At 72.9% G+C, this 26,641-nt stretch carries 26 protein-coding genes and 1 tRNA gene; 15 read left to right on the top strand and 12 right to left on the bottom strand.

What is annotated here, in order from left to right:
• The first annotated feature begins 8 nt into the window (after nucleotides 1–8).
• Complete coding sequence (locus ABZ478_RS10675) at nucleotides 9–731, top strand: molybdopterin-dependent oxidoreductase (RefSeq protein WP_359547278.1); 723 nt, start codon at nucleotides 9–11, stop codon at nucleotides 729–731.
• The gene (locus tag ABZ478_RS10670; RefSeq protein WP_359547275.1) at nucleotides 715–1,341 is read left to right on the top strand and encodes a cytochrome b/b6 domain-containing protein; all 627 of its coding nucleotides are present in this window, start codon (nucleotides 715–717) and stop codon (nucleotides 1,339–1,341) included. The genes ABZ478_RS10675 and ABZ478_RS10670 overlap by 17 nt, the downstream gene beginning before the upstream one ends.
• A 95-nt stretch (nucleotides 1,342–1,436) precedes the next feature.
• On the opposite strand, the gene ABZ478_RS10665 is transcribed toward ABZ478_RS10670, so the two are convergent.
• Both ABZ478_RS10665 and ABZ478_RS10660 read right to left on the bottom strand, forming a co-directional pair.
• Nucleotides 1,437–2,834 (bottom strand): gluconate:H+ symporter, encoded by a 1,398-nt coding sequence (locus tag ABZ478_RS10665; RefSeq protein WP_359547273.1) that lies wholly within the window; start codon nucleotides 2,832–2,834, stop codon nucleotides 1,437–1,439.
• 39 nt (nucleotides 2,835–2,873) lie between these two features.
• Complete coding sequence (locus ABZ478_RS10660; protein WP_359547271.1) at nucleotides 2,874–3,392, bottom strand: gluconokinase; 519 nt, start codon at nucleotides 3,390–3,392, stop codon at nucleotides 2,874–2,876.
• A 140-nt stretch (nucleotides 3,393–3,532) separates the two neighbouring features.
• On the opposite strand from ABZ478_RS10660, the gene ABZ478_RS10655 reads away from it, so the two are divergent.
• On the top strand, nucleotides 3,533–4,234 hold the full coding sequence (locus ABZ478_RS10655; RefSeq protein ID WP_359547269.1) for a FadR/GntR family transcriptional regulator: 702 nt from the start codon (nucleotides 3,533–3,535) through the stop codon (nucleotides 4,232–4,234).
• Nucleotides 4,235–4,283: 49 nt separating this feature from the next.
• Here the strand turns inward: ABZ478_RS10655 and ABZ478_RS10650 are convergent, their stop codons facing one another.
• Entirely contained in the window at nucleotides 4,284–4,658 is a 375-nt protein-coding gene (locus tag ABZ478_RS10650; protein ID WP_359547267.1) for a YchJ family protein, read from the bottom strand.
• Nucleotides 4,659–4,791: 133 nt separating this feature from the next.
• Here ABZ478_RS10650 and ABZ478_RS10645 point away from each other — a divergent pair, with 133 nt between their 5' ends.
• From ABZ478_RS10645 to ABZ478_RS10635, 3 genes are read left to right on the top strand one after another with little or no spacing between them, the layout of a single operon-like run.
• The gene (locus tag ABZ478_RS10645; protein WP_358935047.1) at nucleotides 4,792–5,103 is read left to right on the top strand and encodes a dsRBD fold-containing protein; all 312 of its coding nucleotides are present in this window, start codon (nucleotides 4,792–4,794) and stop codon (nucleotides 5,101–5,103) included.
• A gap of 11 nt (nucleotides 5,104–5,114) precedes the next feature.
• A complete protein-coding gene (locus tag ABZ478_RS10640) occupies nucleotides 5,115–6,419 on the top strand; it encodes a phosphoribosyltransferase family protein (RefSeq protein WP_359547265.1) in 1,305 nt (434 codons plus the stop codon).
• Between the two features lie 10 nt (nucleotides 6,420–6,429).
• Complete coding sequence (locus tag ABZ478_RS10635; RefSeq protein WP_359547262.1) at nucleotides 6,430–7,560, top strand: CapA family protein; 1,131 nt, start codon at nucleotides 6,430–6,432, stop codon at nucleotides 7,558–7,560.
• A 79-nt stretch (nucleotides 7,561–7,639) separates the two neighbouring features.
• Here the strand turns inward: ABZ478_RS10635 and ABZ478_RS10630 are convergent.
• Nucleotides 7,640–7,727: transfer RNA gene (locus ABZ478_RS10630), tRNA-Leu, on the bottom strand.
• 200 nt (nucleotides 7,728–7,927) lie between these two features.
• Between ABZ478_RS10630 and ABZ478_RS10625 the strand changes: the two genes are divergently transcribed.
• From ABZ478_RS10625 to ABZ478_RS10615, 3 genes are all read left to right on the top strand, one after another.
• Nucleotides 7,928–9,253, top strand: a complete 1,326-nt coding sequence (locus tag ABZ478_RS10625) for a M20/M25/M40 family metallo-hydrolase (RefSeq protein WP_359547259.1) — start codon at nucleotides 7,928–7,930, stop codon at nucleotides 9,251–9,253.
• Nucleotides 9,254–9,450: 197 nt separating this feature from the next.
• Nucleotides 9,451–9,684, top strand: coding sequence for a chaplin ChpH (gene chpH, locus ABZ478_RS10620; RefSeq protein WP_358935055.1), 234 nt, complete (start codon nucleotides 9,451–9,453; stop codon nucleotides 9,682–9,684).
• Nucleotides 9,685–9,826: 142 nt separating this feature from the next.
• Nucleotides 9,827–10,588: a chaplin family protein gene (locus tag ABZ478_RS10615; protein ID WP_359547257.1), complete on the top strand. Its 762-nt coding sequence runs from the start codon at nucleotides 9,827–9,829 to the stop codon at nucleotides 10,586–10,588.
• A 90-nt stretch (nucleotides 10,589–10,678) separates the two neighbouring features.
• Here ABZ478_RS10615 and ABZ478_RS10610 read toward each other — a convergent pair whose 3' ends face one another.
• Nucleotides 10,679–10,867, bottom strand: coding sequence for a DUF5703 family protein (locus tag ABZ478_RS10610; RefSeq protein ID WP_043407302.1), 189 nt, complete (start codon nucleotides 10,865–10,867; stop codon nucleotides 10,679–10,681).
• Nucleotides 10,868–10,914: 47 nt separating this feature from the next.
• On the opposite strand from ABZ478_RS10610, the gene ABZ478_RS10605 reads away from it, so the two are divergent.
• Entirely contained in the window at nucleotides 10,915–11,655 is a 741-nt protein-coding gene (locus tag ABZ478_RS10605) for a hypothetical protein (protein WP_359547254.1), read from the top strand.
• A gap of 78 nt (nucleotides 11,656–11,733) precedes the next feature.
• On the opposite strand, the gene ABZ478_RS10600 is transcribed toward ABZ478_RS10605, so the two are convergent.
• Both ABZ478_RS10600 and ABZ478_RS10595 read right to left on the bottom strand, forming a co-directional pair.
• Nucleotides 11,734–13,899, bottom strand: coding sequence for a helix-hairpin-helix domain-containing protein (locus ABZ478_RS10600; RefSeq protein ID WP_359547251.1), 2,166 nt, complete (start codon nucleotides 13,897–13,899; stop codon nucleotides 11,734–11,736).
• Nucleotides 13,896–14,876, bottom strand: a complete 981-nt coding sequence (locus ABZ478_RS10595; protein WP_359547248.1) for an aldo/keto reductase — start codon at nucleotides 14,874–14,876, stop codon at nucleotides 13,896–13,898. The genes ABZ478_RS10600 and ABZ478_RS10595 overlap by 4 nt, the downstream gene beginning before the upstream one ends.
• 198 nt (nucleotides 14,877–15,074) lie before the next feature.
• Here ABZ478_RS10595 and ABZ478_RS10590 point away from each other — a divergent pair, with 198 nt between their 5' ends.
• The gene (locus tag ABZ478_RS10590) at nucleotides 15,075–16,130 is read left to right on the top strand and encodes an LLM class F420-dependent oxidoreductase (RefSeq protein WP_359547245.1); all 1,056 of its coding nucleotides are present in this window, start codon (nucleotides 15,075–15,077) and stop codon (nucleotides 16,128–16,130) included.
• Nucleotides 16,131–16,286: 156 nt separating this feature from the next.
• On the opposite strand, the gene ABZ478_RS10585 is transcribed toward ABZ478_RS10590, so the two are convergent.
• Nucleotides 16,287–17,288: a magnesium and cobalt transport protein CorA gene (locus tag ABZ478_RS10585; protein ID WP_359547523.1), complete on the bottom strand. Its 1,002-nt coding sequence runs from the start codon at nucleotides 17,286–17,288 to the stop codon at nucleotides 16,287–16,289.
• 62 nt (nucleotides 17,289–17,350) lie between these two features.
• Here ABZ478_RS10585 and ABZ478_RS10580 point away from each other — a divergent pair, with 62 nt between their 5' ends.
• From ABZ478_RS10580 to mshC, 4 genes are all read left to right on the top strand, one after another.
• Entirely contained in the window at nucleotides 17,351–18,037 is a 687-nt protein-coding gene (locus ABZ478_RS10580; protein ID WP_359547243.1) for a histidine phosphatase family protein, read from the top strand.
• Between the two features lie 91 nt (nucleotides 18,038–18,128).
• Complete coding sequence (locus ABZ478_RS10575; protein ID WP_359547241.1) at nucleotides 18,129–18,719, top strand: DUF3090 domain-containing protein; 591 nt, start codon at nucleotides 18,129–18,131, stop codon at nucleotides 18,717–18,719.
• On the top strand, nucleotides 18,683–19,516 hold the full coding sequence (locus ABZ478_RS10570) for an SCO1664 family protein (protein ID WP_359547239.1): 834 nt from the start codon (nucleotides 18,683–18,685) through the stop codon (nucleotides 19,514–19,516). The genes ABZ478_RS10575 and ABZ478_RS10570 overlap by 37 nt, the downstream gene beginning before the upstream one ends.
• Before the next feature lie 93 nt (nucleotides 19,517–19,609).
• Nucleotides 19,610–20,839: a cysteine--1-D-myo-inosityl 2-amino-2-deoxy-alpha-D-glucopyranoside ligase gene (mshC, locus tag ABZ478_RS10565; protein WP_359547237.1), complete on the top strand. Its 1,230-nt coding sequence runs from the start codon at nucleotides 19,610–19,612 to the stop codon at nucleotides 20,837–20,839.
• An 85-nt stretch (nucleotides 20,840–20,924) separates the two neighbouring features.
• Here mshC and ABZ478_RS10560 read toward each other — a convergent pair whose 3' ends face one another.
• The 4 genes from ABZ478_RS10560 to ABZ478_RS10545 all read right to left on the bottom strand — a co-directional run bounded on the left by ABZ478_RS10560 (nucleotide 20,925) and on the right by ABZ478_RS10545 (nucleotide 26,380).
• The gene (locus ABZ478_RS10560) at nucleotides 20,925–21,935 is read right to left on the bottom strand and encodes a PAC2 family protein (protein WP_359547234.1); all 1,011 of its coding nucleotides are present in this window, start codon (nucleotides 21,933–21,935) and stop codon (nucleotides 20,925–20,927) included.
• Between the two features lie 385 nt (nucleotides 21,936–22,320).
• The gene (locus ABZ478_RS10555) at nucleotides 22,321–23,937 is read right to left on the bottom strand and encodes a glycerol-3-phosphate dehydrogenase/oxidase (RefSeq protein WP_359547231.1); all 1,617 of its coding nucleotides are present in this window, start codon (nucleotides 23,935–23,937) and stop codon (nucleotides 22,321–22,323) included.
• Nucleotides 23,938–23,977: 40 nt separating this feature from the next.
• A complete protein-coding gene (gene glpK / locus ABZ478_RS10550) occupies nucleotides 23,978–25,516 on the bottom strand; it encodes a glycerol kinase GlpK (RefSeq protein ID WP_359547228.1) in 1,539 nt (512 codons plus the stop codon).
• Nucleotides 25,517–25,585: 69 nt separating this feature from the next.
• Nucleotides 25,586–26,380 carry an MIP/aquaporin family protein gene (locus ABZ478_RS10545; protein ID WP_351664139.1) on the bottom strand — a complete coding sequence of 265 codons (795 nt, stop codon included), beginning with the start codon at nucleotides 26,378–26,380 and terminating at the stop codon, nucleotides 25,586–25,588.
• Nucleotides 26,381–26,641: the final 261 nt, after the last annotated feature.

Raw genomic sequence — 26,641 nt, 5'->3', positions numbered from 1 at the left:
ATGAACAGGTGAACCCCGAACCGCCCGAGGACCCCGGCGCCCAGGGCCGGCCCGTCGGCCGCCGTGTCTTCCTCGGCACCCTCGCCCTGGGAGCACTGGGCGTCGCCACCGCCCCGGTGGTGCAACGCGGCCTCGAAGGCTTCCTCGGCAGCGACCCGACGGGCCTGACCGGTCTGCTGCCCAACGGCGGTGGCTTCCGCTACTACTCGGTGGCCGCCTCCGTCCCGCACAAGAGCCCTGCCGACTACCGGCTCACCGTCGACGGCCTGGTCGACCACCCGCGCACCTACACCCTCGCCGACCTGCGCGCGCTGCCGCAGACCCGGCTGGTCAGAGACGTCCAGTGCGTCACCGGCTGGCGGGTCCCGGGCACCCCCTTCCAGGGCGTGACGCTCTCCCGGCTGCTGGACGCGGCCGGAGTACGGGCCGCCGGCCGGGCGGTCCGCTTCACCTGCTTCGACGGCACCTACTCCGAGAGCCTCACCCTCGACCAGGCCCGCCGCCGGGACGTCCTGGTCGCCCTGCGCATGCAGGACAAGGACATCGGCCACGACCACGGCGGCCCCGTCCGCCTCTACGTGGCGCCCATGTACTTCTACAAGTCCGCGAAGTGGCTCTCCGGCATCACCGTGACCGACCGCGTCCGGCCCGGCTACTGGGAGGGGCTCGGCTACGACGTCGACGCCTGGGTGGGCCGGTCGAACGGACGGACCGATGAGCCTACGAGCTGACACCCCGGCACCGCCGGACTCCCGCGTCCGCCGCTTCGGCCCGGCCCAGCGCTGGGTGCACCGCGGCACGGCCGCGCTGATGGGCGTGTGCGTGCTCACCGCGGCCTGCCTCTACATCCCGCAGCTCGCCGTGCTCGTCGGCCGCCGTGCACTGGTCGTCCGCATCCACGAGTGCGCCGGGCTCGCCCTGCCCGTCCCGGTGCTGCTGGGCCTCGCCTCCCGAGCCTTCCGCGCCGACCTGCGCTTCCTCAACCGCTTCGGCCCCCACGACCGCGTCTGGCTGTGGGCCGCGCTGAGCCGGGACAAGCGCCGCTCCTCGCGGCCGGCGGGCAAGTTCAACGCCGGTCAGAAGGTCTACGCGGCCTGGATCGCCGGGGCCACGCTGGTCATGCTCGGCACCGGCCTGATGATGTGGTTCACCCGTCTCACCCCGCTGGTCTGGCGGACCTCGGCGACCTTCGTGCACGACTGGCTGGCCCTGACGATCGGCGTGGTGCTGGCCGGCCACATCGGCATGGCGCTCGGCGACCCGGAGGCCCGGCGCGGACTGCGGACCGGCACCGTGAGCAGACGGTGGGCCGAACGGGAGCACCCGCTGTGGCGCCCCTGAAACGGCGCTCACCCCCTCCTCGGCCGCCGAGGAGGGGGTGAGCGGTGGCTGCCGCGCCCGCATGCGCGGCGCCGTGTGTACCGCGCCCGTGCCGCCTATATGACGAGTGACAGCAGCAGGACCAGCCCGCCCGCGACCACCGAGATGATCGTCTCCATCACCGACCAGGTCTTCACGGTCTGCCCCACGCTCAGCCCGAAGTACTCCTTCACCAGCCAGAAACCGGCGTCGTTGACATGGCTGAAGAAGAGCGAGCCGGCGCCGATGGCGAGGACCAGCAGAGCGGAGTGGGTGGTCGACATGTCGGCCGCGAGCGGCGCGACCAGACCGGCCGCCGAGACCGTCGCCACCGTCGCCGAGCCGGTGGCCAGCCGGATCACGACCGCGATCAGCCAGGCCAGCAGCAGCGCCGGGATCGCCCAGTCCTTGGAGATGTCCAGGATCATCTGGCCCACTCCGCAGTCGATCAGCGTCTGCTTGAAGCCGCCGCCCGCGCCCACGATCAGCAGGATGCCGGCGATCGGCATCAGGCCCTTCTCGACCGTCTGCTGCAGGCGCTCCTTGCTGAAGCCGGCGGGCCGGCCCAGCGTGAAGAAGCCGACTATGACGGCCGCGAGCAGCGCGATCAGCGGGGAACCGACCACGTCGAAGACCCGCTGGGTCATGTCCGTGGTGTCGTCCACCACGATGTCCACCAGCGCCTTGGCCAGCATCAGCACCACCGGGAGCAGCACGGTGGCCAGCGTCGGGCCGAAGCCCGGACGGCGCTCCAGGTCCTCGGACGGGCGCTGCGGGATCATCCGCTCGGGGGCGGGGACGTCCACCCAGCGGGCGGCGAAGCGCGAGAACACCGGACCGGCGATGATCACCGTGGGGATGGCGACCAGGATGCCGAGCGCCAGCGTGACACCCAGGTTGGCCTTGACCGCGTCGATCGCGACCAGCGGGCCGGGGTGCGGCGGGATCAGGCCGTGCATCACGGACAGGCCGGCGAGCGCCGGGATGCCGATGCGCATCAGGGAGTAGTTGCCGCGCTTGGCGACCATCAGGACGACGGGGATCAGCAGCACGATGCCGACCTCGAAGAAGAGCGGCAGGCCGATCACGGACGCGATCAGCACCATCGCCCACGGCATCGACCGGCCGCCCGCCTTGGCGAGGATCGTGTCGACCAGCTGGTCGGCGCCGCCGGAGTCGGCGAGGAGCTTGCCCAGGATCGCCCCGAGCGCGATCAGGACGCCCACGCCGGCCACGGTGCTGCCGAGTCCGGTGGTGAAACTGACGATGGCCTTGTCCAGTGGGGCGCCGGCGACCGCGCCGAGCGCCAGCGACCCGATGGTCAGCGACAGGAAGGCATGAAGCTTGAACTTGGTGATGAGCAGCACGATGACGGCGATGCCCACCAGGACGGCGATGCCGAGCTGGGCATGGCCGGCGGAGGTGATCGGCGGAGGTGCGTCCGCTGCCAGCATCTCGACGCTGAGTCTGGTCACGGGGGTTCCCTTGCAGGTACGGGGGACGGGGGTGAGGTGTTACTCGGAGGTGTCGGAAAACGCGTCGAGGGCCCGCACGGCGCGTGCGGTGATCTCCTCGGGGCTGCCGCCGACGTCCACGGCCACTCCGGCCTCGTCCGGCTCCAGCGGCTGCAGCGTGGCGAACTGGGAGTCCAGCAGCGCGGTCGGCATGAAGTGACCCTGCCGGTGGGACATCCGGTCCTCGATCAGCGCGCGGTCGCCCGTGAGGTGGAGGAACACCACTCCCGGAGCGACGGCCCTGAGCCGGTCGCGGTACGACCGCTTCAGCGCCGAGCTGCTGACCACCCCGCCGAGCCCGGCGCGCCCGTGCGCCCAGTGCCCGATGGCCTCCAGCCACGGCCACCGGTCGGCATCCTCGAGCGGAACGCCGGCCGTCATCTTCTCGATGTTGGCCCGCGGGTGGAAGTCGTCGCCCTCGGCGTACGGGACACCCAGCCGGGCGGCGAGCAACGGACCGATCGTGGTCTTGCCCGTCCCGGCGACGCCCATCACGACGACGACCTGGGGGGTGCGCATGACTGCCTCGCTGTCTTCCTCGACATCCGACGCCACTTCGGCGTCGCCACACTGAAACCTATTAGGTACGACGAATACAAGAGTGTGTGACATATAAGTCTGACTTTTTGTCGCCGTGATCCAGGCCGTACGCTGATTCCATGAGCACACCGGGCCGGGGGTTGCACGGCCGCGTACTGGACACCCTCGGTCCCGCGATCACCGCGGGGGAGTATCCGCCGGGCAGCGTGCTGCGCACCGACGAGCTGGCACAGCACTTCGAGGTCTCACGCTCCGTGATGCGCGAGGCCGTCCGCGTGCTGGAGTCCATGCACCTGGTCGAGTCCCGCCGCCGGGTCGGCGTCACCGTCCGCCCCAAGTGCGAGTGGAACGTCTACGACCCGCAGGTCATCCGGTGGCGTCTGGCGGGCGCCGACCGCCCGCACCAGCTGCGCTCCCTGACCGTGCTGCGCTCCGCGATCGAACCGGTGGCCGCCGGCCTCGCCGCCACCCACGCCACGCCCGAGCAGTGCGCCGAACTCACCGAGTGCGCCCTCGGAATGGTGGCCAACTCACGCGGACACCGGCTCCAGGACTACCTGGTCCACGACATCGCCTTCCACCGGGTCGTCCTCACCGCCTCCGGCAACGAGATGTTCGCCCGCCTCGGCGACGTCGTCGCGGAGGTGCTGGCCGGGCGCACCCATCACGAGGTCATGTTCGAGGACCCCGACCCGGCGGCCGTCACCCTGCACGTCCAGGTCGCCGAGGCGGTCCGCGAAGGCGACCGCACCCGCGCCGAACGGCTCACCAGGGAGATCACCGAGGGCGCCCTCCAGGAACTGGACATCCTGGCGCCCTGACGCCCCGGAACCGTTATCCCGGGCCGGACGCGACGCCCCCGGCCGGGATTCAGTCGAGGAAGTCCCCGTCGACGTACACCCACGCCCCGTCCACCCGCTCGAACCGGCTCCGCTCGTGCAGCGAACCGCCCCGGTAGGAGGCGCGGAAGGTCACCGTCCCCGCGCGGTGGAACGCCGAACCCTCACCGGTCTCCAGGATCTCCAGCCCCGTCCACCTCGTCCGCGGATCCAGCTCCAGCCGCTCGGGACGGGTGCGCGGATGCCACGTCCGCAGCAGATACGCCGCGTCCCCCCGGACGAACGCGCTGTACCGCGACCGCATCAGCGCCTCGGCGGTCGGAGCGGCGGCCGGCCCGTAGTGGAAACGGCCGCAGCAGGCGTCGTAGGGCTGGGCAGGTCCGCAGGGGCAGGCGCGCGTGGTCATGCCCCTCATTCTGCCCGGGCCGCCGCGCCGGTCCGCCGCCGGTGCGCCGCCCGCCCGGCCGGTGCACAGTGGAAGGGGTGACGCGTGCCGGTGCGTCCCGTCGGCCTCGCAGCGCAGTGAGGAGGGGCGGACGATGACCCGACCCCTGAGCAGTCGTCCTCCGTCGGTGAAGGAATGGCGGCTGAACCTGTACCTGTCCGAACACGACCCGGACACCACCGCCCGGATCGTCCTGGACACCGGAGACAACGTCCTGGAGAGCCACGCCGAGGCCCGCCGCAACCCCTACGACACGGCGGTGCCCGACATCGGCGACGAACTCGCCGCCGGACGCGCGCTGATCGCCATGGGCCGGGTGCTGCTGCGCGCGGCCGCGGGCGACATGAAGGACATGGGCGCGACCGACCGGGAGGCTCCCGCGCCGCTCTGGCTGTCCCGGGAATGAGGGGACCCACCGTGCTCTTCACCGACCGGCTCGAGGCGGGGCGGCGGCTGGGCGCCCGCCTCGAGTACCTCAGAGGCCAGGACGTCGTGGTGCTCGGACTGCCCCGGGGCGGCATCCCGGTGGGCGCGCAGGTCGCCGAGGCCCTCGACGCCCCGCTGGACGTCTGCATGGTCCGCAAACTGGGCCTGCCCAGCCAGCCCGAGCTGGGCATGGGCGCCATCGGCGAGGACGGCGTCCGCGTCATCAACCAGCAGGTGGTGCGCGGCAGCGGGGTCACCCGGGCCGACCTGGACCGGGTCGAGGCGCACGAGCGCGCCGTCCTGGCACAGCGCGCCGCCCGCTACCGCGGCGACCGCCGGCCGGCCGGAGTCGCCGGCCGGACCGCCGTGATCGTCGACGACGGCGTGGCCACCGGCTCCACCGCGCGCGTCGCCTGCCGGATCGCCCGGGCCCGCGGCGCCGCCCGGATCGTGCTCGCGGTCCCCGTCGCACCCTGGGACTTCCCGCACCGGCTCGCCGGGGAGGCCGACGACCTGGTCTGCCTGGCCACTCCGGCGGACTTCTACGCGATCGGCCAGTTCTACGGCGACTTCACCCAGGTCGCCGACGACGAGGTCACCGCCTGGCTGCGGCAGGCGGCCCACCGCCACGAACGCTTCGCCGGCACCGGCCCCGGGGACCGGGAGGCGGAGATCGCCGCCGGCGCCGTCCGGCTGCGCGGCCGGCTCACCCTGCCCGCGGGCGCGACGGGAATCGTGGCCTTCGCCCACGGCAGCGGCAGCGGCCGGCACAGCCCCCGCAACCGGTTCGTCGCCGGCGGACTGAACCGCGCCGGACTCGGCACCCTCCTGTTCGACCTGCTCACCGAGGACGAGGAGCGCGACCGGGCCAACGTCTTCGACATCGCACTGTTGGCCGGCCGGCTCCGCGACGTCACCCGGTGGCTGCGCGAGGAGCCCGACGCCGAAGGGCTCGCGGTCGGCTACTTCGGCGCCAGCACCGGCGCGGCCGCCGCCCTGTGGGCCGCCGCCGAACCGTCGGCCCGCCCCGCCGCCGTCGTCTCCCGCGGGGGCCGCCCCGACCTCGCCGGGCCCCGGCTGCCCGACGTGACGGCGCCCACCCTGCTCATCGTGGGCGGCGCCGACCGGCAGGTGCTCGAACTCAACCGGGAGGCGCGGGCCGCGCTGCGCTGCGAGAGCCGGCTCGAGGTGGTGCCCGGCGCCACCCATCTCTTCGAGGAGCCCGGCACGCTGGAGCGGGTGACCGAACTGGCCCGCGACTGGTTCACCGACCACATGGCCCCCGCGCACGTGTAGGGCCGGGACCATGCGCGAGGGCGCCGTCACCCTGTTCCTCGCCGGTGACGTCATGCTCGGCCGGGGCGTCGACCAGATCCTCCCGCACCCCGGCGACCCCGCCCTGCGGGAGGACTACGTGCGCGACGCCCGGGACTACGTGGCCCTCGCCGAGTCCGTGAACGGCCCGATACCCCGCCCGGTGGACCCGGCCTGGCCCTGGGGCGAGGCACTGCCCTGCCTGGACCGGGCCGCGCCCGAGGTACGGGTGATCAACCTGGAGACCGCCGTCACCCAGGACGGCGACTTCGAGCCCGGCAAGGCCGTCCACTACCGCATGAACCCCGCCAACCTGTCCTGCCTCGCCGCGGCCCGCCCCGACGTCTGCGCCCTCGCCAACAACCACGTGCTCGACTTCGGGCCGCCCGGGCTCGCGGAGACGCTGGACAGCCTGGCCGGGGCCGGGCTGCGCACGGCCGGAGCGGGCCCCGACGCGGTCTCCGCCTGGCGGCCGGCGGCCGTCCCCCTGAAGTCCGGCGGCCGCGTCCTCGTCTTCTCCTTCGGGATGCCCTCCAGCGGCATCCCGCACGGCTGGGCCGCCACCGCCGACCGCTCCGGGGTGGCCCTGATCGCCGCGCCGACCCCGGCCGGCGCGGCCGCCTTCGCCGACTGCCTGCGCCAGCTCCGGCGGCCCGCCGACCTCGTCGTCGCCTCCGTCCACTGGGGCCCCAACTGGGGCTACGGAATCGCCGGCGGAGAGATCCGCTTCGCCCACGCCCTGGTCGACGCCGGCGTGGACGTCGTCCACGGCCACTCCTCACACCACCCGCGCGCCCCCGAGGTGTACCGGGGCCGGCTCGTCCTGTACGGCTGCGGCGACCTCGTCGACGACTACGAGGGCATCAGCGGCTACGAGCGCTACCGGGACGACCTGCGCCTGCTGTACCTGGTGACCCTGGAGGCGGGCACCGGCAGGCTGACCCGCCTGCGGATGGTGCCCCTGCGGGCCCGCCGGATGCGCCTGGAACCCGCCTCGGCCGAGGACACCTCCTGGCTGCGCACCGTGCTCGACCGGTGCGGCCGCGACCTCGGCACCCGCGTCGAGCGGAGCGACGACGGCACCCTCACCGCACGGCCTCTGCGCGCCACCGCGCCCCGCTGAGAGCCGACCCGGGAGCCGCCCCGGACCGCGGCGCCGCTCCCGGGGCATGCGAAAGGCCCCCGCGATGCGAGGGCCTTGCTGGTGTCCGAGGGGGGACTTGAACCCCCACGCCCGATAAAGGGCACTAGCACCTCAAGCTAGCGCGTCTGCCATTCCGCCACCCGGACAAGGTGTCTTTCGTGCGAGGGTTTCCCCCGCGGCGACGAAGGAAAGACTACCAGGCTTTCCGGGCCGGCCGATCACACCCCGTCCCCGGGGCCCGTCCGGCGTGAACGGCGCGTGACGGGCCGGGCCCGGTCTTGGGCGCGGGGCCGGGCCGGGGAGAGGATGGACGGGACCACCAGCAGTGACAGTGGGAGGAGTCAGCGTGAGCGAGACGGACACGGCCAGGGGCGTCACCGGCGAGGACGAGGTCGTGGACCTCTGCCGCGAGCTGATCCGGTTCGACACCAGCAACTACGGCGACCACTCCGGGCCCGGCGAACGGGCGGCCGCCGAGTACGTCGCCGGGAAGCTCGCCGAGGTGGGGCTGGAGCCGGAGATCTTCGAGTCGCACCCCGGACGCGCCTCCACCGTGGCCCGCATCGAGGGCGAGGACCCGTCCCGGCCCGCGCTGCTGATCCACGGCCACCTGGACGTCGTACCGGCCAACGCCCACGACTGGACCCACGACCCGTTCTCCGGCGAGGTCGCCGACGGGTGCGTGTGGGGGCGCGGGGCCGTCGACATGAAGGACATGGACGCGATGACCCTCGCGGTCGTGCGCGACCGGCTCCGGAGCGGACGCCGGCCCCCGCGCGACATCGTGGTCGCCTTCCTCGCCGACGAGGAGGCGGGCGGCACGTACGGCGCACGCCACCTCGTCGACCACCATCCCGGCCTGTTCGACGGCGTCACCGAGGCGATCAGCGAGGTGGGCGGCTTCTCGTTCACCGTGAACGAGAAGCGGCGGCTCTATTTGATCCAGACGGCCGAGAAGGGCATGCACTGGATGAAGCTGACCGTGGCCGGCACCGCCGGACACGGGTCGATGATCCACCGGGACAACGCCATCACCGAGCTGTCCGAGGCCGTCGCCCGGGTCGGCCGGCACAAGTTCCCGGTCCGGGTCACCAAGACCACCCGGGCCTTCCTGGACGAGCTCGGCGACGCCCTCGGCACCGAGCTGGACCCGGAGAACATGGATGCCACCCTCGCCAAGCTCGGCGGCATCGCCAAGCTCATCGGCGCGACCCTCTCCAACACCGCCAACCCCACCCAGCTCGGCGCCGGCTACAAGGTCAACGTCATCCCCGGCGAGGCCACCGCGCACATCGACGGGCGGTTCCTGCCGGGGCACGAGGAGGAGTTCCTCGGCGACCTCGACCGGCTCCTCGGGCCGAACGTCCGCCGCGAGGACGTGCACGCCGACAAGGCGGTCGAGACCACCTTCGACGGCGCGCTGGTCGAGGCCATGCAGTCCGCGCTGCTCGCCGAGGACCCGACCGCCAAGGCGATCCCCTACATGCTCTCCGGCGGCACCGACGCCAAGTCCTTCGACGACCTCGGCATCCGCGGCTTCGGCTTCGCGCCGCTGAAGCTGCCTCCGGAGCTGGATTTCGCCGGCATGTTCCACGGCGTGGACGAGCGGGTGCCGGTGGACGGGCTGAAGTTCGGTGTCCGGGTGCTCGACCGGTTCATCGACGCGTCGTGACGCCTCCGGACGATCGGCGCCGTGACGCCTTCGGACGATCGGCGTCGTGACGCCTTCGGTCGATTAATCGGGCGGCTGTGCGAGATCGACTGGGAAGAGTGAATGCGACGATAAGCTCGTAGCCTCATTACCCCCTCCTCGTTACAGGTGATGTGATCCCCGCACCTTGGGATCGCATTGCCAACTAGGAGGAATAAATGATCAAGAAGGTCGTCGCTGCCGCGGCCGCCACCGGTGGTCTGGTTCTCGCGGGCGCGGGCCTGGCCGTCGCCGACTCGGGTGCCCAGGGTGCCGCCGCGCACTCGCCGGGCGTCGTCTCCGGCAACGTCATCGAGGTGCCCGTCCACGTTCCGGTGAACGCCTGCGGCAACACGGTCGACGTGATCGGGCTCCTGAACCCCGCCTTCGGCAACGGCTGCGTCAACGACTGACGCAGGCTCCCCGAGGGGCGTCTTTTACGTGCCGTCGGCCCCGGAGCGCGTGCCATGCGCTCCGGGGCCGACGGGCCTTTCTCCGCGGAATTCCCTTTCGCGGAGGGTGCAGAGAACATCGAAGGCAGGGGGGAATTCCGTAATGCGACAGAGCACCCGCAAGGGTCTTATGACCATGGCCGCCGCCACCGGCGTGATCGCCGCCGCGAGCGGCTACGCGCACGCCGACGCCGGCGCGGCCGGATCCGCCACCGGTTCGCCCGGCGTGCTGTCCGGCAACACCGTGCAGGCACCGGTGCACGTTCCGGTGAACGTCTGCGGCAACACCGTGAACGTGGTCGGGCTCCTCAACCCGGCCGCGGGCAACGCGTGCGCCAACCACGGCGGCAGCGGCTCGAGTGGCCACGGCGGCTCCCACGCGAGCGGCCGCAGCGACCACTCGCCCGGCGTCGGCTCCGGCAACACCGTTCAGGTGCCGGTCGACGTCCCGGTGAACGTGTGCGGCAACAGCGTGGACGTCGTGGGCGCCGGCAACGCCGCCAAGGGCAACGACTGCGCCAACGGCGGCGGGCACCACAACCCGCCCGGCCACCCGGGGCACCCGGGCCGCCCCGGCAACCCGGGCACTCCGGGGCACCCCGGAACGCCCGGCCACCCCGGTACGCCTGGCAACCCCGGTACGCCCGGCCACCCGGGAACGCCGGCCACTCCGCCCACCGACACCGGCCGGACGCCGCACGGTTCGTCCCAGGTCAGGACGCACGGCGGCGGTTCGGAGCAGTCCGCGGGCGGCGGTCAGCTCGCCCACACCGGAAGCGAGGTGCCGCTCGGGCTCGCGCTGCCGGCCGGCGCCGGCGCACTGCTCGCGGGCGCGGTGCTGTACCGCAAGGCCCGGGCCGCCTAGCCGGAACGCCGTGGCCGCGAGGCCGTCGAAACCGGAGCGGGCCCCGCCGTCCTGGCGGGGCCCGCTCCGCTGTTCATACGTCGTCCTGCCTCACCACGTGGCCCGCACCTGGCGGATGATCCGTCGGCGCAACCGCACCTTGCGGCTGCCGTCGCGCAGCAGGCTCAGTCGGTCCAACTCCCAGTGTCCGTACTCGGCATGGTCCGTCAGCAGACGCGTCGCCTCCTTGCGGGACACCCCACGAGGCACGTACACGTCGACAAATTCGTATTCCGGCATCGCATCTATTGTGCGGGCTGGTGCCCGGTACGGATAGCGTCTGCACTATGTCTGATGCTGCGCAGCCCACCGCTGCCGAGGTACGCGCCGCCGTCGAGGCGGTCAAGACCGCGCTCGACCGTCACCTGGCCGCGGTCGAACGCAGGACGGGGGAGGACGACCAGGCCGTCTACGAGGCGTTCAACGAGCTGGCCTCGGCCGCCGAGGCCTACGACGAGCTGCTCTACGACCGCTACGACGAGGTCACGCCGTTCGAGATCCCCGGTGCGGAGGACTCGCTGCCGCCGTACGCGGGCCCCGGGGAACCGCACGCCGTCAGCGTGCTGATCCGCCGCGACTACTCCGTGGCGGAGCCCCAGCGGCTGCTGGCCCAGGCCCAGCGGGTCGAGGCGGCGGAGTACGAGGACGGCGAGGGCGCGAACGACGAGGCCGCCGCCACCGTCCCCGGGGCGCTCGGAGTCCTCTTCGGCGAGTTCGAACCGGACGAGATCGCCTCCCGGCACGCGGAGTTCGGCCTCGAGGAGGGCGACTCCACGCTGTGGGTCACCGCCGCCGACGAGCCGGCCGAACCCGGTGAGTGGCTGGAGGCCCCGTTCGACGAGGTCGACCCGGAGCGGGTGCTGTGCCGGTTCGACGTCAGCGCGGTGTTCGACGAGGACCACGAGGACCACGAGGACGACGACGAGGACCACGAGGACGACGGCATCGACGAGGCCCTGGACGAGCTGGACGCGGACGACGAGCTCGACGGCGACGACGATCTGGAGCCGCTCGACGCCGAGCGGTGACCCGGTCCGGCGGTGCCGCCGGGGCCCAGGGCCCGTACGGCACCGCCGCCCCGGCCGGGCGCGAAGCCGGCGGGCCGGTCAGTCCGCCGCGGGGACCTGGGCGCGCAGCAGCGTCCGCAGGCGGGTGGTCCGGGGCTTGGCCTGGACCTCCGCCACGGCCCTCGGCAGCGCCTGCTCCACACCGTGCACCACCGACAGATGGCGCTCACCCCGGCCGAAGGCCGTGTAGATCCAGGGTCTGGTGAGGGTCTGCGCGGCGTCCCCGGGGAGCACCACCACCGCGGCCGGCCAGCGGCCGCCCACCGCCTGGTGCGCGGTCAGCGCCCAGCCGTGCCGCACCGACTGCTCCACCCGCTCCCGGGGCACGACGACGGGCTCGCCCGCGCACTCCAGCCGCAGCCCGTCGGCGTCGGCGTTGACCACGCGGCCCGGCACCGTACGGCCCGGGGCGGGGGAGTAGGCGATCCGGTCGCCGGGGTCGAAGCCGCCGAAGCGGCCGGGACCCGGGTTGAGGCGTTCCTTCAGGGCGGTGTTCAGGGCCCGGGTGCCGGCGGCGCCGCCGTGGCCCGGGGTGATCACCACCGTCTGCTCGGGCGGCACCCCGATGGCCCGCGGCACCGAGTCCGCGACCAGTTGCACCGTCCGGTGCACGGCCTCGCCCGCGTCCCGCACCGGAACGATGACGATCTCCTTGCCGGGCGCCTCCACCTGGTTCAGTTCACCGGCCCCGATGCCGGAGACCAGCTCGCCCAGCGGGCCGGGGTCGGGGATGCGGGAGGCGAGCTGCGGGCAGGCGCGGACGGCCAGCAGATCGGCGAAGACCCGGCCGGGCCCGGCCGACCACAGCACCGAGGGGTCGCCGCTGAGCACCAGCCGGGCCCCGTCCGGCAGCGACTCCACGAGCATCGCAGCGCTCTCCACGTCGAGTTGGGGCGCGTCCAGCACGATCAGCAGATCCAGGTCCAGCGCGCCCTCCGCGTCCCGGCCGGGCCCCTCGGCCCCGGACAGGACACCGGCGACCGTGCCGACGGCCCGGGCGCCCTCGTCGTCACCGAGCAGGGCGGCGAGACGGGTGCGGCCGGCCGGGGTGTGGCAGACGGCGAAGGCACGCAGCCCGGCGGCCCGGGCCGCGCCGAGCAGCGCGGCCGGTTCGGCGCGGGCCGCCTCGCCGCCGGTGTGCAGCACCAGAGCGTGCCCGGCGACCGCGCGGGTCAGCTCGGCCGCGCCGCCGGACGCCCCGGCGGCGACCGCCTCCCAGGGGCCGGCGGCCTCCTTGGCCGGTGAGTTGACCAGCCGGGCCAGCCCGTCGGCGAGGCTCTCCTCGGCGAGCGCGTACCGCTCCAGACCGGCAAGGACCCGGACCGGGCGCTCCTCCTCCCCGCCGTCGTCCTCCCTCGGGGCCGGGGCGCCCGGCTCCTCCAGGGCGTCCTGGAAGACCAGCGCCTCCGCCTCGGCGATCGTGCTCTGCACCGCCGCGTCCGGGTCCGGCACGCCGCGCTGCGCCAGGGCCGCGGTGAGCGCCGTCAGCTCCAGCGCGGTGTGCCCGGCCAGCGCCGCCTGCTCCAGCAGCCAGACGGTCACCGCGCGGCCCCGCCGCTCGTCGTCCGGGCGGCACTCCGCGCCGAGCAGCGCCCGCGCGAACCCGTCGGCCTGCTCCGGCCGCACCCCGCCGATCCGCAGCAGTTGCCAGGGGTCCTCGCGCAGCGCGGTGTCGGCGCCCTCGCCGAGTTCCGCTGCCACCTGGGCCGCCAGGGCCTCGGGCGCCCCGCCCTCGGCGAGCACCCGCCGCACGGCCTCCACGGCCGCGGGGGCGGGCCCGTGGGCCGCGGGCACCGCGGCCGGGGCGGGCTGCGGCCGCCGGACCGGCTCGGGGGCCGGGCGGCGGGGGGCCGGCGCGGGCTCGGCGAAGACCGCGGCGGCCGGCTGCTCGCCGCTCTCGACCGCCCTGACGGCGGCGAGCAGGTCGGCCGCCTTCCCGCTGAGCGCGGTGCCGCTCGCGATGGGCGCCTTCCGCTCGGCCCTGCGCTGCTCGATCCGCTCCCGCTCCATCCGCTGCGCGGCCAGCTCGGCCTCCGCCTCGGACAGCTCCGGCCCGCCCGCGTCACCGGCGGGCTCCGCGCCCGTGCTCCCCGGGTCGCCGCCGGCCGCAGTGCCCTGCTCCGGGGTCCGATCGGTGTCCGGGCTCTCCGGGACGTCCGGCGCCTCGGGCCCGGTGTCCTCCGTGGTCTCCGGCTCCGTGCTCACAGCGTGCTCCAGTCGTGATCGGGATAGCGGTGCACGGGCGCCGACACATCGTCCAGCGCCCGGCAGATCTCGTCAGGAAGACTAAGCGTCTCCACTGACAGTGCCGCCGTGAGCTGCTGCGCGTGGCGCGCGCCGACGACCGGGGCGGCCACCCCGGGCCGGTCCCTGACCCAGGCGAGGGCGACCTGGAGCGGGGTGACCGCGAGCCCGTCGGCGGCCGTCGTGACGGCGTCCACGATGTGGGAGGCGGTGTCGTCGAGGTACGGCTCGACGAACGGCGCCAGGTGTTCGGAGGCGCCGCGCGAGTCCGCCGGAGTGGTGTGCCGGTACTTGCCCGTGAGCACACCGCGGCCCAGCGGGGAGGACGGCAGCAGACCGACGCCCAGGTCGAGCGCCGCGGGCAGCACCTCGCGTTCGGCGCCGCGCTGGAGCAGCGAGTACTCGAGCTGCGTACCGGCCAGCCGGGTGCGGCCCGGCGCCCCGAGCTGCCAGGTGGCCGCCTTGGCGAGCTGCCAGCCGCAGAAGTTGGCGACGCCGACGTACCGGGCCCGGCCGCTGCTCACCGCCACGTCGAGGGCCTGGAGGGTCTCCTCCAGCGGAGTGCCCCGATCGTAGGCGTGGATCTGCCACAGGTCGACGTGGTCGGTGCCGAGACGGGCGAGGGAGGCGTCCAGGGCGGCGAGCAGATGCCCGCGGGAGCCGTCGACGCGCCGGTCCGGGTCGGCGACGCTGCCCGCCTTGGTGGAGATCACCAGGTCCCGGCGGGGAACCAGGCCGTCCATGAGCCGCCCGAGCAGGTACTCCGCCTCACCGTCGCCGTACACGTCCGCGGTGTCGACGAGGGTGCCGCCGGCCTCCCAGAACGTCTTCAGCATGTCTGCGGCGTCGTGCTCGTCGGTGTCCCGGCCCCAGGTGAGGGTGCCGAGTCCGATGCGGGACACGCGCAGGCCGGTACGGCCGAGATGCCTCTGCTCCATGTGCGGGAGATTACTGGCCAGAGCTGGTGTCGTGGGTTGCCTGTGGACAACCGGATCCGCCCCGGTGGGCGCCCGGATTCCCGGGCCCCGCCGGCACCGGCGCCGGCGGGGGCCGGCGGGCGGGGGCTGTGCGGGGACGGCCCCGGCTCGCTAAGGTCGCAGCCAACGGACGTTACTCATGGGTAAGGGGATTCGGCCATGCAGCTCGGGATCAACCTCGGCTACTGGGGTGCCGGGATGGACGCGGACAATCTGGCCGTCGCGCAGGAGGCCGAGCGGCTGGGCTACGCCGTGTGCTGGGCCGCCGAGGCGTACGGCTCGGACGCCGCCACCGTGCTCAGCTGGGTCGCCGCCCAGACCGAGCGCATCGACGTCGGCTCGGCGATCTTCCAGATCCCGGCCCGGCAGCCGGCCATGACCGCGATGACCGCCGCGACCCTGGACTCGCTGTCCCAGGGCCGCTTCCGGCTCGGCCTCGGCGTCTCCGGCCCGCAGGTCTCCGAGGGCTGGTACGGCGTCCGGTTCGACAAGCCGCTCTCCCGCACCCGCGAGTACGTGGAGATCGTCCGCAGGGCGATGACCCGCGAGCGGCTGTCGTTCGAGGGCGAGCACTGGACGCTGCCGCTGCCCGGCGGCCCGGGCAAGCCGATCAAACTGACCGTGCACCCGCAGCGCGAGCACATCCCGCTGTACATCGCCGCCATCGGCCCGAAGAACCTCGAGCAGACCGGCGAGATCGCCGACGGCGCCCTGCTGATCTTCCCGTCCGCCGAGCACCTCGAGGACACCACGATCACGCACCTGCGAGCCGGACGGGAGAAGGCGGGCAAGACCCTCGACGGGTTCGACATCTGCCCGACCCTGCCGCTGGCCGTCGGCGACGACAAGGACGTCTCCCGGCTCGCGGACACCTTCCGCCCCTACACCGCGCTGTACGTCGGCGGCATGGGCAGCTTCAAGCAGAACTTCTACAACCGGCTCGCCCAGCGCATGGGGTACGAGAAGGAGGCCGCCGAGATCCAGGAGAAGTACCTGTCCGGCGACAAGCAGGGCGCCGCGGCCGCGGTCCCGCAGGACCTGATCGACAAGACGACGCTGCTGGGCTCCGTGGACCGCATCGCCGACCGGATGAAGGCCTACGCCGCCGCCGGTGTCACCACGCTCTCGCTGGCCCCCGCGGGCTTCACGCTCGACGAGCGGATCGCCTCGCTGCGAGCCGGCAGCGAGGCCCTGGAGCGCGCCGGCCTCGGCTAGCACGCGCCGCGGGAAGTTCTGCGGCCGTGGTGGGGGCTCGGGGGTCTTCCCCGCCACGGCCGTCACGCAGAACAACGCACCGGACGCCGGGTGGTTACGACCCCCGGCGCTCCTTCATGCGGACGGCCCGCTCCCGGCCCTCCGACGGCTGCCCGCTCACAGCCAGCCGCGCCGCTTGAACTGCCGGTACAGCAGGACCTCCAGCCCGGCCATCACCACGACCACCACCGGATACGACCACAGCCAGTGCAGTTCGGGCATGTGGTCGAAGTTCATGCCGTAAACGCCCGCGATCATCGTCGGCACCGCGGCCATCGCCGCCCAGGCGGAGATCTTCCGCATGTCGTCGTTCTGCCGCACGCTCGTCTGTGCCAGGTGCGCCGACAGGATGTCCGACACCAGCCGGTCCAGGCTCTCGACGGACTCGTTCACGCGCGTGAGGTGGTCGCTCACGTCCCGGAAGAACGGCCGCGCCTTGTCGTCCACGAACCGCACACCGCCGCCGCCGCCGAGCGGTCCGGTGCCGGCCAGCCGGGTCAGCGGCACCGCGAGCGGCCCGGTCGCCCTGCGGAACTCCAGGACCTGCCGCTTGAAGGCGTAGATCCGCGACGCGGTGTGCCGCGAACCGCCGTTCACCGGCTCGAACACCTCCGCCTCCAGCTCCTCCAAGTCGGTCTGCAGCTCCGTCGCCACCTCCAGGTAGTGGTCCACGACGGCGTCGGAGATCGCGTACATCACCGAGGTGGGGCCCGTGCCGAGCATCTCCGGGTCCTCCTCCAGACGGCGCCGTACGGCCGCGAGCGGCGCCCCCACGCCGTGCCGGACCGTCACCACGAAGCCGTCGCCGACGAACACCATGACCTCGCCGGCCGAGACGGTGTCGCCCTTCGGCTCGTACACCACCGGCTTGAGCACCATGAAGAGCGAGTCGTCGTACACCTCCAGCTTCGGCCGCTGATGGGCCTTGAGGGCGTCCTCGACCGCCAGTGGATGCAGCCCGAACTCCCGGGTGACCAGGTCGAACTCCCGTTCCGACGGTTCGTGCAGCCCGATCCACACGAAGCCGCCCGCCGCCCGCGCCTCGTCCAGCGCGTCGGACAGGTCCTCGGGGCCCTCGGTACGGAGCCCGTGCCGGTACACGGCGCAGTCCACGATCACGGAGCGCATTCTCCCTTCGCCCGTTCACCAGTGCATCCGCGGATGCGCTTACCCTGGGCCGCATGCCCACGCTGATCCTCGTCAGGCACGGACGGTCGACCGCCAACACCTCGGGCGTGCTCGCCGGGTGGACCCCAGGCGTCACCCTCGACGAGCGCGGCGCCGCGCAGGCGGCCGCGCTGCCCGGACGGCTCGCGGCGCTGCCGCTCGCAGAGGTCGTCGCGAGCCCCCTGGAACGCTGCCAGGAGACCGTACGCCCGCTGCTCGACGCCCGTCCCGGACTGCGCGCCCACACCGACGAACGCATCGGGGAGTGCCACTACGGCGACTGGTCCGGACGCAAGCTCGCCGAGCTGAAGGACGAGCCGCTGATGGAGGTCGTCCAGGCCCACGCGTCGGCCGCCGCCTTCCCGGGCGGCGAGTCCATGCGGGCCATGCAGACCCGTGCCGCCGAGGCCGTACGCGAGTGGAACGCGCGCGTGGAGCGCGACCACGGCGCCGACGCCGTCTACCTCATGTGCTCGCACGGCGACATCATCAAGTCGCTCGTCGCCGACGCCCTCGGACTCCATCTCGACCTCTTCCAGCGGATCTCCGTGGAACCGTGTTCCATCACCGCGATCCGCTACACCCGCCTCAGGCCGTTCCTCCTGCGCCTCGGCGACACCGGGGACTTCGCTTCGCTCGCCCCGCGCGAGGAACCCGGAGAGGGCGACGCACCGGTCGGAGGTGGTGCGGGCGCACCGTGATCGTCGCCCGCAGTAGGGTGAAGCGGTCCACCCCGTAGCACCCGCAATGGCCCGCACCGCAGCAATCCCCGAATCCCCATGGAGACAGGACGTGTCCCGTCAGGTGTTCCTCTTCGACCCGCCGGACCGCTTCGTCGCGGGCACGGTCGGGCTGCCCGGACGCCGTACGTTCTTCCTCCAGGCCGTCGCGGGCTCCCGGGTGACCAGCGTGGCCCTGGAGAAGACCCAGGTCGCCGCGCTCGCCGAGCGCATGGACGAGCTGCTGGACGAGGTCGTCCGGCGCAGCGGCGGCAGCGCCGCCGTCCCCGCCGTGGCACCCACGGAGGTCGCCGACTCCGGCCCGCTGGACACCCCCGTCGAGGAGGAGTTCCGGGTCGGCACCATGGCCCTGGCCTGGGACGGCGACGAACAGCGCATGATCGTGGAGGCACAGGCCCTGGTGGAGCTGGACGCCGACACCGACGAGGACCTCGCCGAGGCCGAGGAGCGGCTGCTCCAGGACGAGGAGAACGGGCCCCCGATGCTGCGGGTCCGGCTGACCGGCGCGCAGGCCAGGGCCTTCGCCAAGCGCGCCCTGGACGTCGTCAACGCCGGGCGGCCGCCGTGTCCGCTGTGCAGCCTCCCGCTCGACCCGGAAGGACACGTATGTCCGCGCCAGAACGGATACCGCCGCGGAGCGTGACGGCCGCGGACGACGGCGCCGCCGAGCTGCTCGAGCGCGGTGAGCTGTCCGTGCGCGGACGCATCCGCGAGGCGTCCAACGCGGCGCTGTTCTGCACGGTCGCCCTGGACGGCCGGGAAGCGTCCTGCGTGTACAAGCCGGTGGCAGGGGAGCGCCCGCTGTGGGACTTCCCCGACGGCACCCTGGCCGGCCGCGAGGTGGCCGCCTACGAGGTCTCCGCGGCCACCGGCTGGGGGCTGGTCCCGCCGACCGTGCTGCGCGACGGCCCGTACGGCGAGGGCATGTGCCAGCTCTGGATCGACGTCGTCGCCGAGGCGGAGCTGCTCGCCCTGGTGGACGCCGAGGAACCGGAGCCCGGCTGGAAGGCGATCGGGCTCGCCGACGTCGGTGAGGGCCGTACCGCCCTGCTCGTCCACGCCGACGACGAGCGGCTGCGCCGCATGGCCGTCCTCGACGCCGTGATCAACAACGCCGACCGCAAGGGCGGCCACCTGCTGCCCACCGCGGACGGCCGGCTCTACGGCATCGACCACGGAGTCACCTTCAACACCGAGGACAAGCTGCGCACCCTGCTGTGGGGCTGGGCGGGCGAGCCGCTCACGGCCGAGGCCGCGGAGGTGCTCGGGGTGCTGCGCGGGTCCCTCGCCGAAGGCGGTGGGCTGGCCGGGCGGCTGGCCCCGCTGATCACCCCGGCCGAGATCGACGCCACGCGCGCGCGTGTCGACGCGCTGCTCGCGACCGGGCTCCACCCGGAGCCGGGTGGGGAATGGCCGGCGATCCCCTGGCCGCCCGTGTAAGCACATCGCGGCGCGAACCGCAAGAACGCCTAACCGGCCATCCGGGCCGATCCCGTTCGTATCCGCAGCTCGCGGCCGGTTAGGCTCATGTACATGCATGCCTGGCCCGCTTCCGAGGTCCCCGCCCTGCCTGGTCAGGGCCGCGACCTGAGGATCCACGACACCGCGACCGGCGGCCTCGTCACCCTCGACCCCGGTCCCGTCGCCCGTATCTACGTCTGCGGCATCACGCCGTACGACGCGACCCACATGGGTCACGCGGCGACCTACAACGCGTTCGACCTCGTTCAGCGCGTGTGGCTCGACACCAAGCGGCAGGTCCACTACGTCCAGAACGTCACCGACGTCGACGATCCGCTGCTGGAGCGCGCGGAGCGGGACGGCGTCGACTGGGTCGCCCTCGCCGAGAAGGAGACCGCCCTCTTCCGTGAGGACATGACCGCCCTCCGGATGCTCCCGCCCCGGCACTACATAGGTGCCGTCGAGGCCATACCCGGCATCGTCCCGCTCGTGGAGCGGCTGCGTGAGCTCGGCGCGGCCTACGAGCTCGACGGCGACATCTACTTCTCCGTCGAGTCCGACCCGAACTTCGGGCAGGTCTCGAACCTGGACGCGGCCGCGATGCGGCTGCTGTCCGCCGAGCGCGGCGGCGACCCGGACCGGCCGGGCAAGAAGAACCCGCTGGACCCGATGCTGTGGATGGCCGCCCGCGAGGGAGAGCCGAGCTGGGACGGCGGCAGCCTCGGCCGCGGCCGCCCGGGCTGGCACATCGAGTGCGTGGCGATCGCCCTCGACCACCTGGGCATGGGCTTCGACGTCCAGGGCGGCGGCTCCGACCTGGCCTTCCCGCACCATGAGATGGGCGCCTCGCACGCCCAGGTGCTCACCGGTGAGTTCCCCATGGCCAAGGCGTACGTGCACGCCGGGATGGTCGCCCTGCACGGCGAGAAGATGTCGAAGTCCAAGGGCAACCTGGTCTTCGTCTCCGGGCTGCGCCGCGACGGCGTCGACCCGGCCGCGATCCGGCTGACCCTGCTCGCCCACCACTACCGCTCCGACTGGGAGTGGACCGACCAGGTCCTGCGTGACGCGCAGGACCGCCTCGGCCGCTGGCGGGCCGCCGTCTCCCGGCCCGACGGCCCCTCCGCCGACGCGCTCGTCGAGGAGATCCGCGCGGCCCTCGCCGACGACCTCGACGCGCCGGCCGCGCTCGCCGCCGTCGACCGCTGGGCCGAGCGGCAGCAGCGGGAGGGCGGCACCGACACCGGCGCCCCCGGTATGGTCACCCGGGCCGTGGACGCGCTGCTCGGCGTGGCCCTGTGACGCACCCGCCCGGCCCGGGCACGGTCCCGGCCTGACGGCGAAGGGGCGGTACGCGACTCGCGTACCGCCCCTTCGCCGTCCTCGCTCAGTCCTCGGAGCCGTCCTCGTCGTCGGCCTCGGTGCCGCCGGGGGTGTCCGTCTCCGGCCTGGCCGGCCTCGGCGGGCGGGTGCGCCCGCCGGGCGTGTCACGAGGGGTGTCCCGCCGGAACGAGCCGCCCTCGCCGCCGTCCGCCGTGGCGTGCCCGCCCGGCGAGCCGACGTCCCGGCGGCGCAGATACCGCTCGAACTCGCGGGCGATCGCCTCGCCGGACGCCTCCGGCAGCTCGGCGGTGTCCCGGGCCTCCTCCAGCGTCTGCACGTACTCGGCGACCTCGCTGTCCTCCGCGGCCAGCTGGTCCACGCCCACCTGCCAGGCGCGCGCGTCCTCGGGCAGCTCGCCCTGCGGGATGCGCAGGTCCAGCAGGTCCTCCAGCCGGTTGAGCAGGGCCAGCGTGGCCTTGGGGTTGGGCGGCTGGGAGACGTAGTGCGGCACCGCCGCCCACAGCGACACCGCCGGCACGCCCGCGTGCGTGCAGGCCTCCTGCAGGACACCGACGATGCCCGTCGGGCCCTCGTACTTGGTCTCCTCCAGGTCCATGCGGCGCGCCAGGTCGGGGTCGGAGGTGACCCCGCTGACCGGCACCGGACGCGTGTGCGGGGTGTCGCCGAGCAGGGCGCCCAGGACGACCACCAGCTCCACACCCAGCTCGTGCGCGAAGCCGAGCAGTTCGTTGCAGAACGACCGCCAGCGCATGGACGGTTCGATGCCCCGGACCAGCACCAGGTCACGCGGCTTCTCCCCGCCGACCCGCACCACCGACAGTCTGGTCGTCGGCCATGTGATCTTGCGCACTCCGCCGTCCATGAACACCGTGGGGCGGTTCACCTGGAAGTCGTAGTAGTCCTCGGCGTCGAGCGCCGCGAACACTTCGCCCTTCCACTCGCGTTCCAGGTGCGCGACCGCCGTGGAGGCGGCGTCACCGGCATCGTTCCAGCCCTCGAACGCGGCCACCATGACTGGGTCGATCAGCTCGGGAACCCCCTCCAGCTCGATCACCCAGTGCCTCCTTCCGACGTGCTCTCGCCTGACCACCCAACCTTACGGCGTCCGGCGGGAGCGCCCGCGACCCCCTTGACCGGGGGCTGCCCGGATCACTGCCCCGTTCGCCACGCCGGAACACCCGGCGCGGCCCCGCCGGACCGCTCCGCCGCGCCGGCGGCCCGGCCCGCGGCGGGACCGGCCCAACGGGGCCCGGGGCATGCCCGGTTGCGGCCGCGGCGGACCTCCGGGCAGAGCGGGGCGGAGGGGAGGGGCAGCCGGAAGGGGCGGCTCCATCGGCGTGGAGCCGCCCCTTCCGCCCTTCCGGACCCGGTGCGGCGGGTTCCGGCGCGGCAGCGGCGGCCTGCCCCGGTCAGGGAGGGGAGCAGGCCGCCGGCCGGGCCTACTTGCGGTCGAGCACGTCCTGGACCTTGGCGCGGACCTCGTCGGTCGCGAGGCCGCGGATGGTCAGCGTGGTGCGGCGGCGCAGCACGTCGTCCTGCGTCTCGGCCCACTCGTGGTCGCGGGCCCAGACGACCTGCGCCCAGATCTCCGGGGCGTCCGGGTGGACGCGCTCGGCCAGCTCCGGGCGCTCGTTCGCCAGCCGGGCGATGTCGAAGGCCAGGGAACCGTAGTGGGTGGCCAGGTGCCTGGCCGTGTCGGCGGCCATCCGCGGGCCGGGCGCCGGGTGGTCCACCAGCAGGCGGTGGGCGACCGCACGCGGGTTGGCGACGCCGGGCAGCGGAAGCTTCTTCGGTAGCGAGGAGATCGGCTCGAAGTCGTCGCCGAGCGGGTGGCCCGGCAGCTCCTCCAGCTTCTGCATCACGGTGCGGCCGATGTGCCGGAAGGTCGTCCACTTGCCGCCCGCGACGGACAGCATGCCGGCCTTGCCCTCGGTCACGACCGTCTCGCGCTTGGCCTTGGCGGTGTCGCCGGGACCGCCCGGCAGCACCCGCAGACCGGCGAAGGCGTACGTCATCAGGTCGCGCTGGAGCTGCTGGTCCCGGACGGAGAACGCGGCCTCGTCCAGGATCTGGGCTATGTCCTTCTCGGTGACCGAGACGTCCGCCGGGTCGCCCTCGTACTCCTCGTCGGTGGTGCCGAGCAGCAGCATGTCCTCCCAGGGGAGGGCGAAGGTGATGCGGTACTTGTCGATCGGGGTGGCCAGCGCGGCCTTCCAGGGGGCGGTGCGCTTCAGCACCAGGTGCGCGCCCTTGGACAGGCGGATCGAGGGCGCCGCGTTCGCGTCCTCCATCCGGCGCAGGTGGTCGACCCAGGGGCCGGTCGCGTTCAGCACCAGGCGGGCGTTGACCCCGAACTCGGAGCCGGACATCCGGTCCCTGAGCTCGGCGCCGGTGACCCGGCCCTTGGTGAAGCGCAGCCCGGTGACCTCGGCGTGGTTGAGCACGACGGCGCCCGCCTCGACGGCCGCGCGGACCGTCATCAGCGCCATGCGCGCGTCGTTCATCTGGTCGTCGCCGTACACGGCCACGGCCTTGAGGTTGTCGGTGCGCAGCTCGGGCACGTCCTGCGCCGCCTTGGCGGGGGAGAGCAGGTGGCCGACGCCGTCGCCGAACGCGGAGAGCGCCGAGTAGGCGAAGACGCCCGCGCCGAGCTTCGCCGCGCCGTGCGGGCCGCCCTTGTACACAGGGAGGTAGAAGGTGAGCGGGTTCGCCAGGTGGGGGGCCACCTGGCGGGACACCGCACGGCGCTCGAAGTGGTTCTCCGCCACCAGCTTCACCGCGCCGGTCTGCAGGTAGCGCAGACCGCCGTGGAGCAGCTTGGAGGAGGCGGAGGAGGTGGCACCGGCGAAGTCGCCGGCGTCGACCAGCGCCACCCTGAGTCCGGACTGCGCGGCGTGCCAGGCGGTGGAGATGCCCAGGATGCCGCCGCCGATCACAAGAAGGTCGTACGACGCCTTGGCGAGTTGCTCCCTGGTCTCGGCTCGGCTCGGGTTCGAGCCGGAGGCCGGGTGCGTTCCCAGGGCAGGCACGGACTGCAGGGTGGACTGACTGGTCATGTCGGGTACTTACTCCTCGTCAGAGCTGTCGGAACTCAGCTCAGCTCTCGTCCTCGATCCAGCCCATGGTCCGGTCGACGGCCTTGAGCCAGTTCTTGTACTCACGGTCGCGGTTCTCCGCGTCCATGTGGGGGGTCCACTCGGCGGCCCGGCGCCAGTTGGCGCGCAGTTCGTCGGTGCTGGACCAGAAGCCGACGGCGAGGCCGGCGGCGTAGGCGGCGCCGAGGCAGGTGGTCTCGGCGACCATCGGGCGCACGACGGGTGCGTCCAGGACGTCCGAGAGGGTTTGCATCAGCAGGTTGTTGGAGGTCATGCCGCCGTCGACCTTGAGGGTCACCAGCTCGTCGCCGGAGTCCTTGACCATGGCGTCGGCGATCTCCCGCGTCTGCCAGGCGGTGGCCTCCAGGACCGCGCGGGCGAGGTGCGCCTTGGTGACGTACCGGGTGAGTCCGGCGATCACACCGCGGGCGTCGGAACGCCAGTGCGGGGCGAACAGGCCGGAGAAGGCCGGTACGAAGTAGGCGCCGCCGTTGTCCTCGACCGAGAGCGCGAGCGTCTCGATCTCGGCCGCGGTGGAGATCAGGCCCATCTGGTCGCGCATCCACTGCACCAGGGAGCCCGTGACGGCGATCGAGCCCTCGAGGGCGTAGACCGTCGGCTGGTCGCCGATCTTGTAGCCGACGGTGGTCAGCAGACCGGCGTAGGAGTTGATGATCTTGTCACCGGTGTTCATCACCATGAAGGTGCCGGTGCCGTAGGTGGACTTGGTCTCGCCCTCGGAGAAGCAGGTCTGGCCGAACAGGGCCGCCTGCTGGTCGCCGAGCGCCGAGGCGACCGGGATGCCGCCGAGCAGGTCGCCGAGCTTGCCGCCGGTGACCTCGCCGTAGACCTCGGCGGAGGGGCGGATCTCGGGCAGCATCGCCAGCGGGACGCCGATGGACTCGGCGATCTTCTCGTCCCACCGCATGGTGTGCAGGTTCATGAGAAGGGTGCGGGAGGCGTTGGTGACGTCGGTGACGTGCTTGCCGCCGTTGACGCCGCCGGTCAGGTTCCAGATGACCCAGCTGTCCATGGTGCCGAAGAGGATGTCGCCGGCCTCGGCCCGCTCCTGGAGGCCTTCGACGTTGTCGAGCAGCCAGCGCGCCTTGGGCCCGGCGAAGTAGGCGGCCAGCGGCAGGCCGGTCTCGCGCCGGAAGCGGTCCTGGCCGACGTTGCGGCCCAGCTCCCGGCAGAGGGCGTCGGTGCGGGTGTCCTGCCAGACGATGGCGTTGTGGACGGGCTCACCGGTGTTCTTGTCCCACAGCACGGTGGTCTCGCGCTGGTTGGTGATACCGATGGCCTTGATGTCGTCACGGGTGATGCCGGCCTTCTCGACGGCCCCGGCGACGACTTCCTGGACGTTGGTCCAGATCTCGTTGGCGTTGTGCTCGACCCAGCCCGGCTTCGGGAAGATCTGCTCGTGCTCCTTCTGGTCGACGGAGACGATCCGGCCGTCCTTGTCGAAGACGATGCAGCGCGAGGAGGTGGTGCCCTGGTCGATCGCGGCGATGAACGGGCCTGCGGTGTGGGCGTCGGTCACTGTGTGCTCCTGAAAGATCCGTGGTGATGGGGCTTTACGTACGGCGCGTCCGCGGAGGCTGGGTGCTTCCTAGACGAAGGCGACGTTGTAGATGCCTGCGGCGATCGCGCCGCCGATCAGCGGACCGACCACCGGGACCCAGGCGTAGCTCCAGTCGGAACCGCCCTTGTTGGGCAGGGGCAGCAGGGCGTGGACGATGCGGGGGCCGAGGTCACGCGCCGGGTTGATCGCGTAGCCCGTGGGGCCGCCGAGGGAGAGGCCGATGGAGACGACCACGAGCGCGGTGATCAGGGCGCCCAGGGTGCCCAGGCCGTTGCCCTTGTCGTTCAGGCCCTGCGTGAGGACGGCGAGCACCAGCACGATCGTGCCGATGATCTCCGTGAGGAGGTTCTGCACCGCGTTCCGGATCTCCGGACCGGTGGAGAAGACGCCCAGGACCGGGCCGGCGCCCTTCTCCTGGGCCTCGACGGCCTTGGCCGTCGTGGCCTGCGCCCCAGGACCGCCGACGATCTCCTTGTCGGTGAGGTGCGCGTGGAACTGGCCGTAGTAGGCCGCCCAGACGAGGGCCGCGCCGATCATGGCGCCGAGCAGCTGACCGCCCCAGTACACGGGCAGGTTGCTGAAGTCCTTGTCCTTGATCGCGAGCGCGAGCGTCACGGCCGGGTTCAGATGGGCGCCGGAGAGCGGCGCCGAGGTGTAGACGGCCGTCAGTACGGCGAAACCCCACCCGAAGGTGATGGCGAGCCAGCCGGCGTTACGGGCCTTGGAGGCCTTCAGGGTCACGGCGGCGCACACGCCGCCGCCGAGCAGGATGAGTATGGCGGTACCGATGGTCTCGCCGATGAAGATGTCGGAGCTGGACACCCGCGACTCCTTTGTCCTTCGTCCAGGGAAACCGAACCCCGGGTCCCTCCGGGGGTTCTGGCGCCCTCGGGGGTGAGAGCGATGCCGGCCCTTGGCGTTGTCACACTCTAGCGCGTATTGCCGTTAGGTGTTCGACAATGTCGACCGGTGGACGGGAGTCTTGCTTCGGCGTCACGCATGCGTCAAGGGTTCTGTTATCGAAAACAGGATCGTTATTGATCGCTGCCGGTTATCGCTCTTCCTGCACTGACATACCTGCTC

The organism is Streptomyces sp. NPDC005706, from assembly GCF_040631045.1.
Classification (GTDB): domain Bacteria; phylum Actinomycetota; class Actinomycetes; order Streptomycetales; family Streptomycetaceae; genus Streptomyces.
This window is presented reverse-complemented; position numbering and strand designations above follow the sequence as displayed.

Coding starts and splice junctions, on each gene's coding strand:
- ABZ478_RS10635 (WP_359547262.1), top strand. CDS start 6,430: ATGCGCGAGGGCGCCGTCACCCTGTTCCTCGCCGGTGACGTCATGCTC.
- ABZ478_RS10610 (WP_043407302.1), bottom strand. CDS start 10,867: ATGCCGGAATACGAATTTGTCGACGTGTACGTGCCTCGTGGGGTGTCC.
- ABZ478_RS10570 (WP_359547239.1), top strand. CDS start 18,683: ATGTCCGCGCCAGAACGGATACCGCCGCGGAGCGTGACGGCCGCGGAC.
- mshC (WP_359547237.1), top strand. CDS start 19,610: ATGCATGCCTGGCCCGCTTCCGAGGTCCCCGCCCTGCCTGGTCAGGGC.
- ABZ478_RS10650 (WP_359547267.1), bottom strand. CDS start 4,658: ATGACCACGCGCGCCTGCCCCTGCGGACCTGCCCAGCCCTACGACGCC.
- ABZ478_RS10645 (WP_358935047.1), top strand. CDS start 4,792: ATGACCCGACCCCTGAGCAGTCGTCCTCCGTCGGTGAAGGAATGGCGG.
- ABZ478_RS10555 (WP_359547231.1), bottom strand. CDS start 23,937: ATGACCAGTCAGTCCACCCTGCAGTCCGTGCCTGCCCTGGGAACGCAC.
- ABZ478_RS10595 (WP_359547248.1), bottom strand. CDS start 14,876: ATGGAGCAGAGGCATCTCGGCCGTACCGGCCTGCGCGTGTCCCGCATC.
- ABZ478_RS10590 (WP_359547245.1), top strand. CDS start 15,075: ATGCAGCTCGGGATCAACCTCGGCTACTGGGGTGCCGGGATGGACGCG.
- ABZ478_RS10670 (WP_359547275.1), top strand. CDS start 715: ATGAGCCTACGAGCTGACACCCCGGCACCGCCGGACTCCCGCGTCCGC.
- ABZ478_RS10655 (WP_359547269.1), top strand. CDS start 3,533: ATGAGCACACCGGGCCGGGGGTTGCACGGCCGCGTACTGGACACCCTC.
- ABZ478_RS10605 (WP_359547254.1), top strand. CDS start 10,915: ATGTCTGATGCTGCGCAGCCCACCGCTGCCGAGGTACGCGCCGCCGTC.
- ABZ478_RS10615 (WP_359547257.1), top strand. CDS start 9,827: ATGCGACAGAGCACCCGCAAGGGTCTTATGACCATGGCCGCCGCCACC.
- ABZ478_RS10580 (WP_359547243.1), top strand. CDS start 17,351: ATGCCCACGCTGATCCTCGTCAGGCACGGACGGTCGACCGCCAACACC.
- chpH (WP_358935055.1), top strand. CDS start 9,451: ATGATCAAGAAGGTCGTCGCTGCCGCGGCCGCCACCGGTGGTCTGGTT.
- ABZ478_RS10660 (WP_359547271.1), bottom strand. CDS start 3,392: ATGCGCACCCCCCAGGTCGTCGTCGTGATGGGCGTCGCCGGGACGGGC.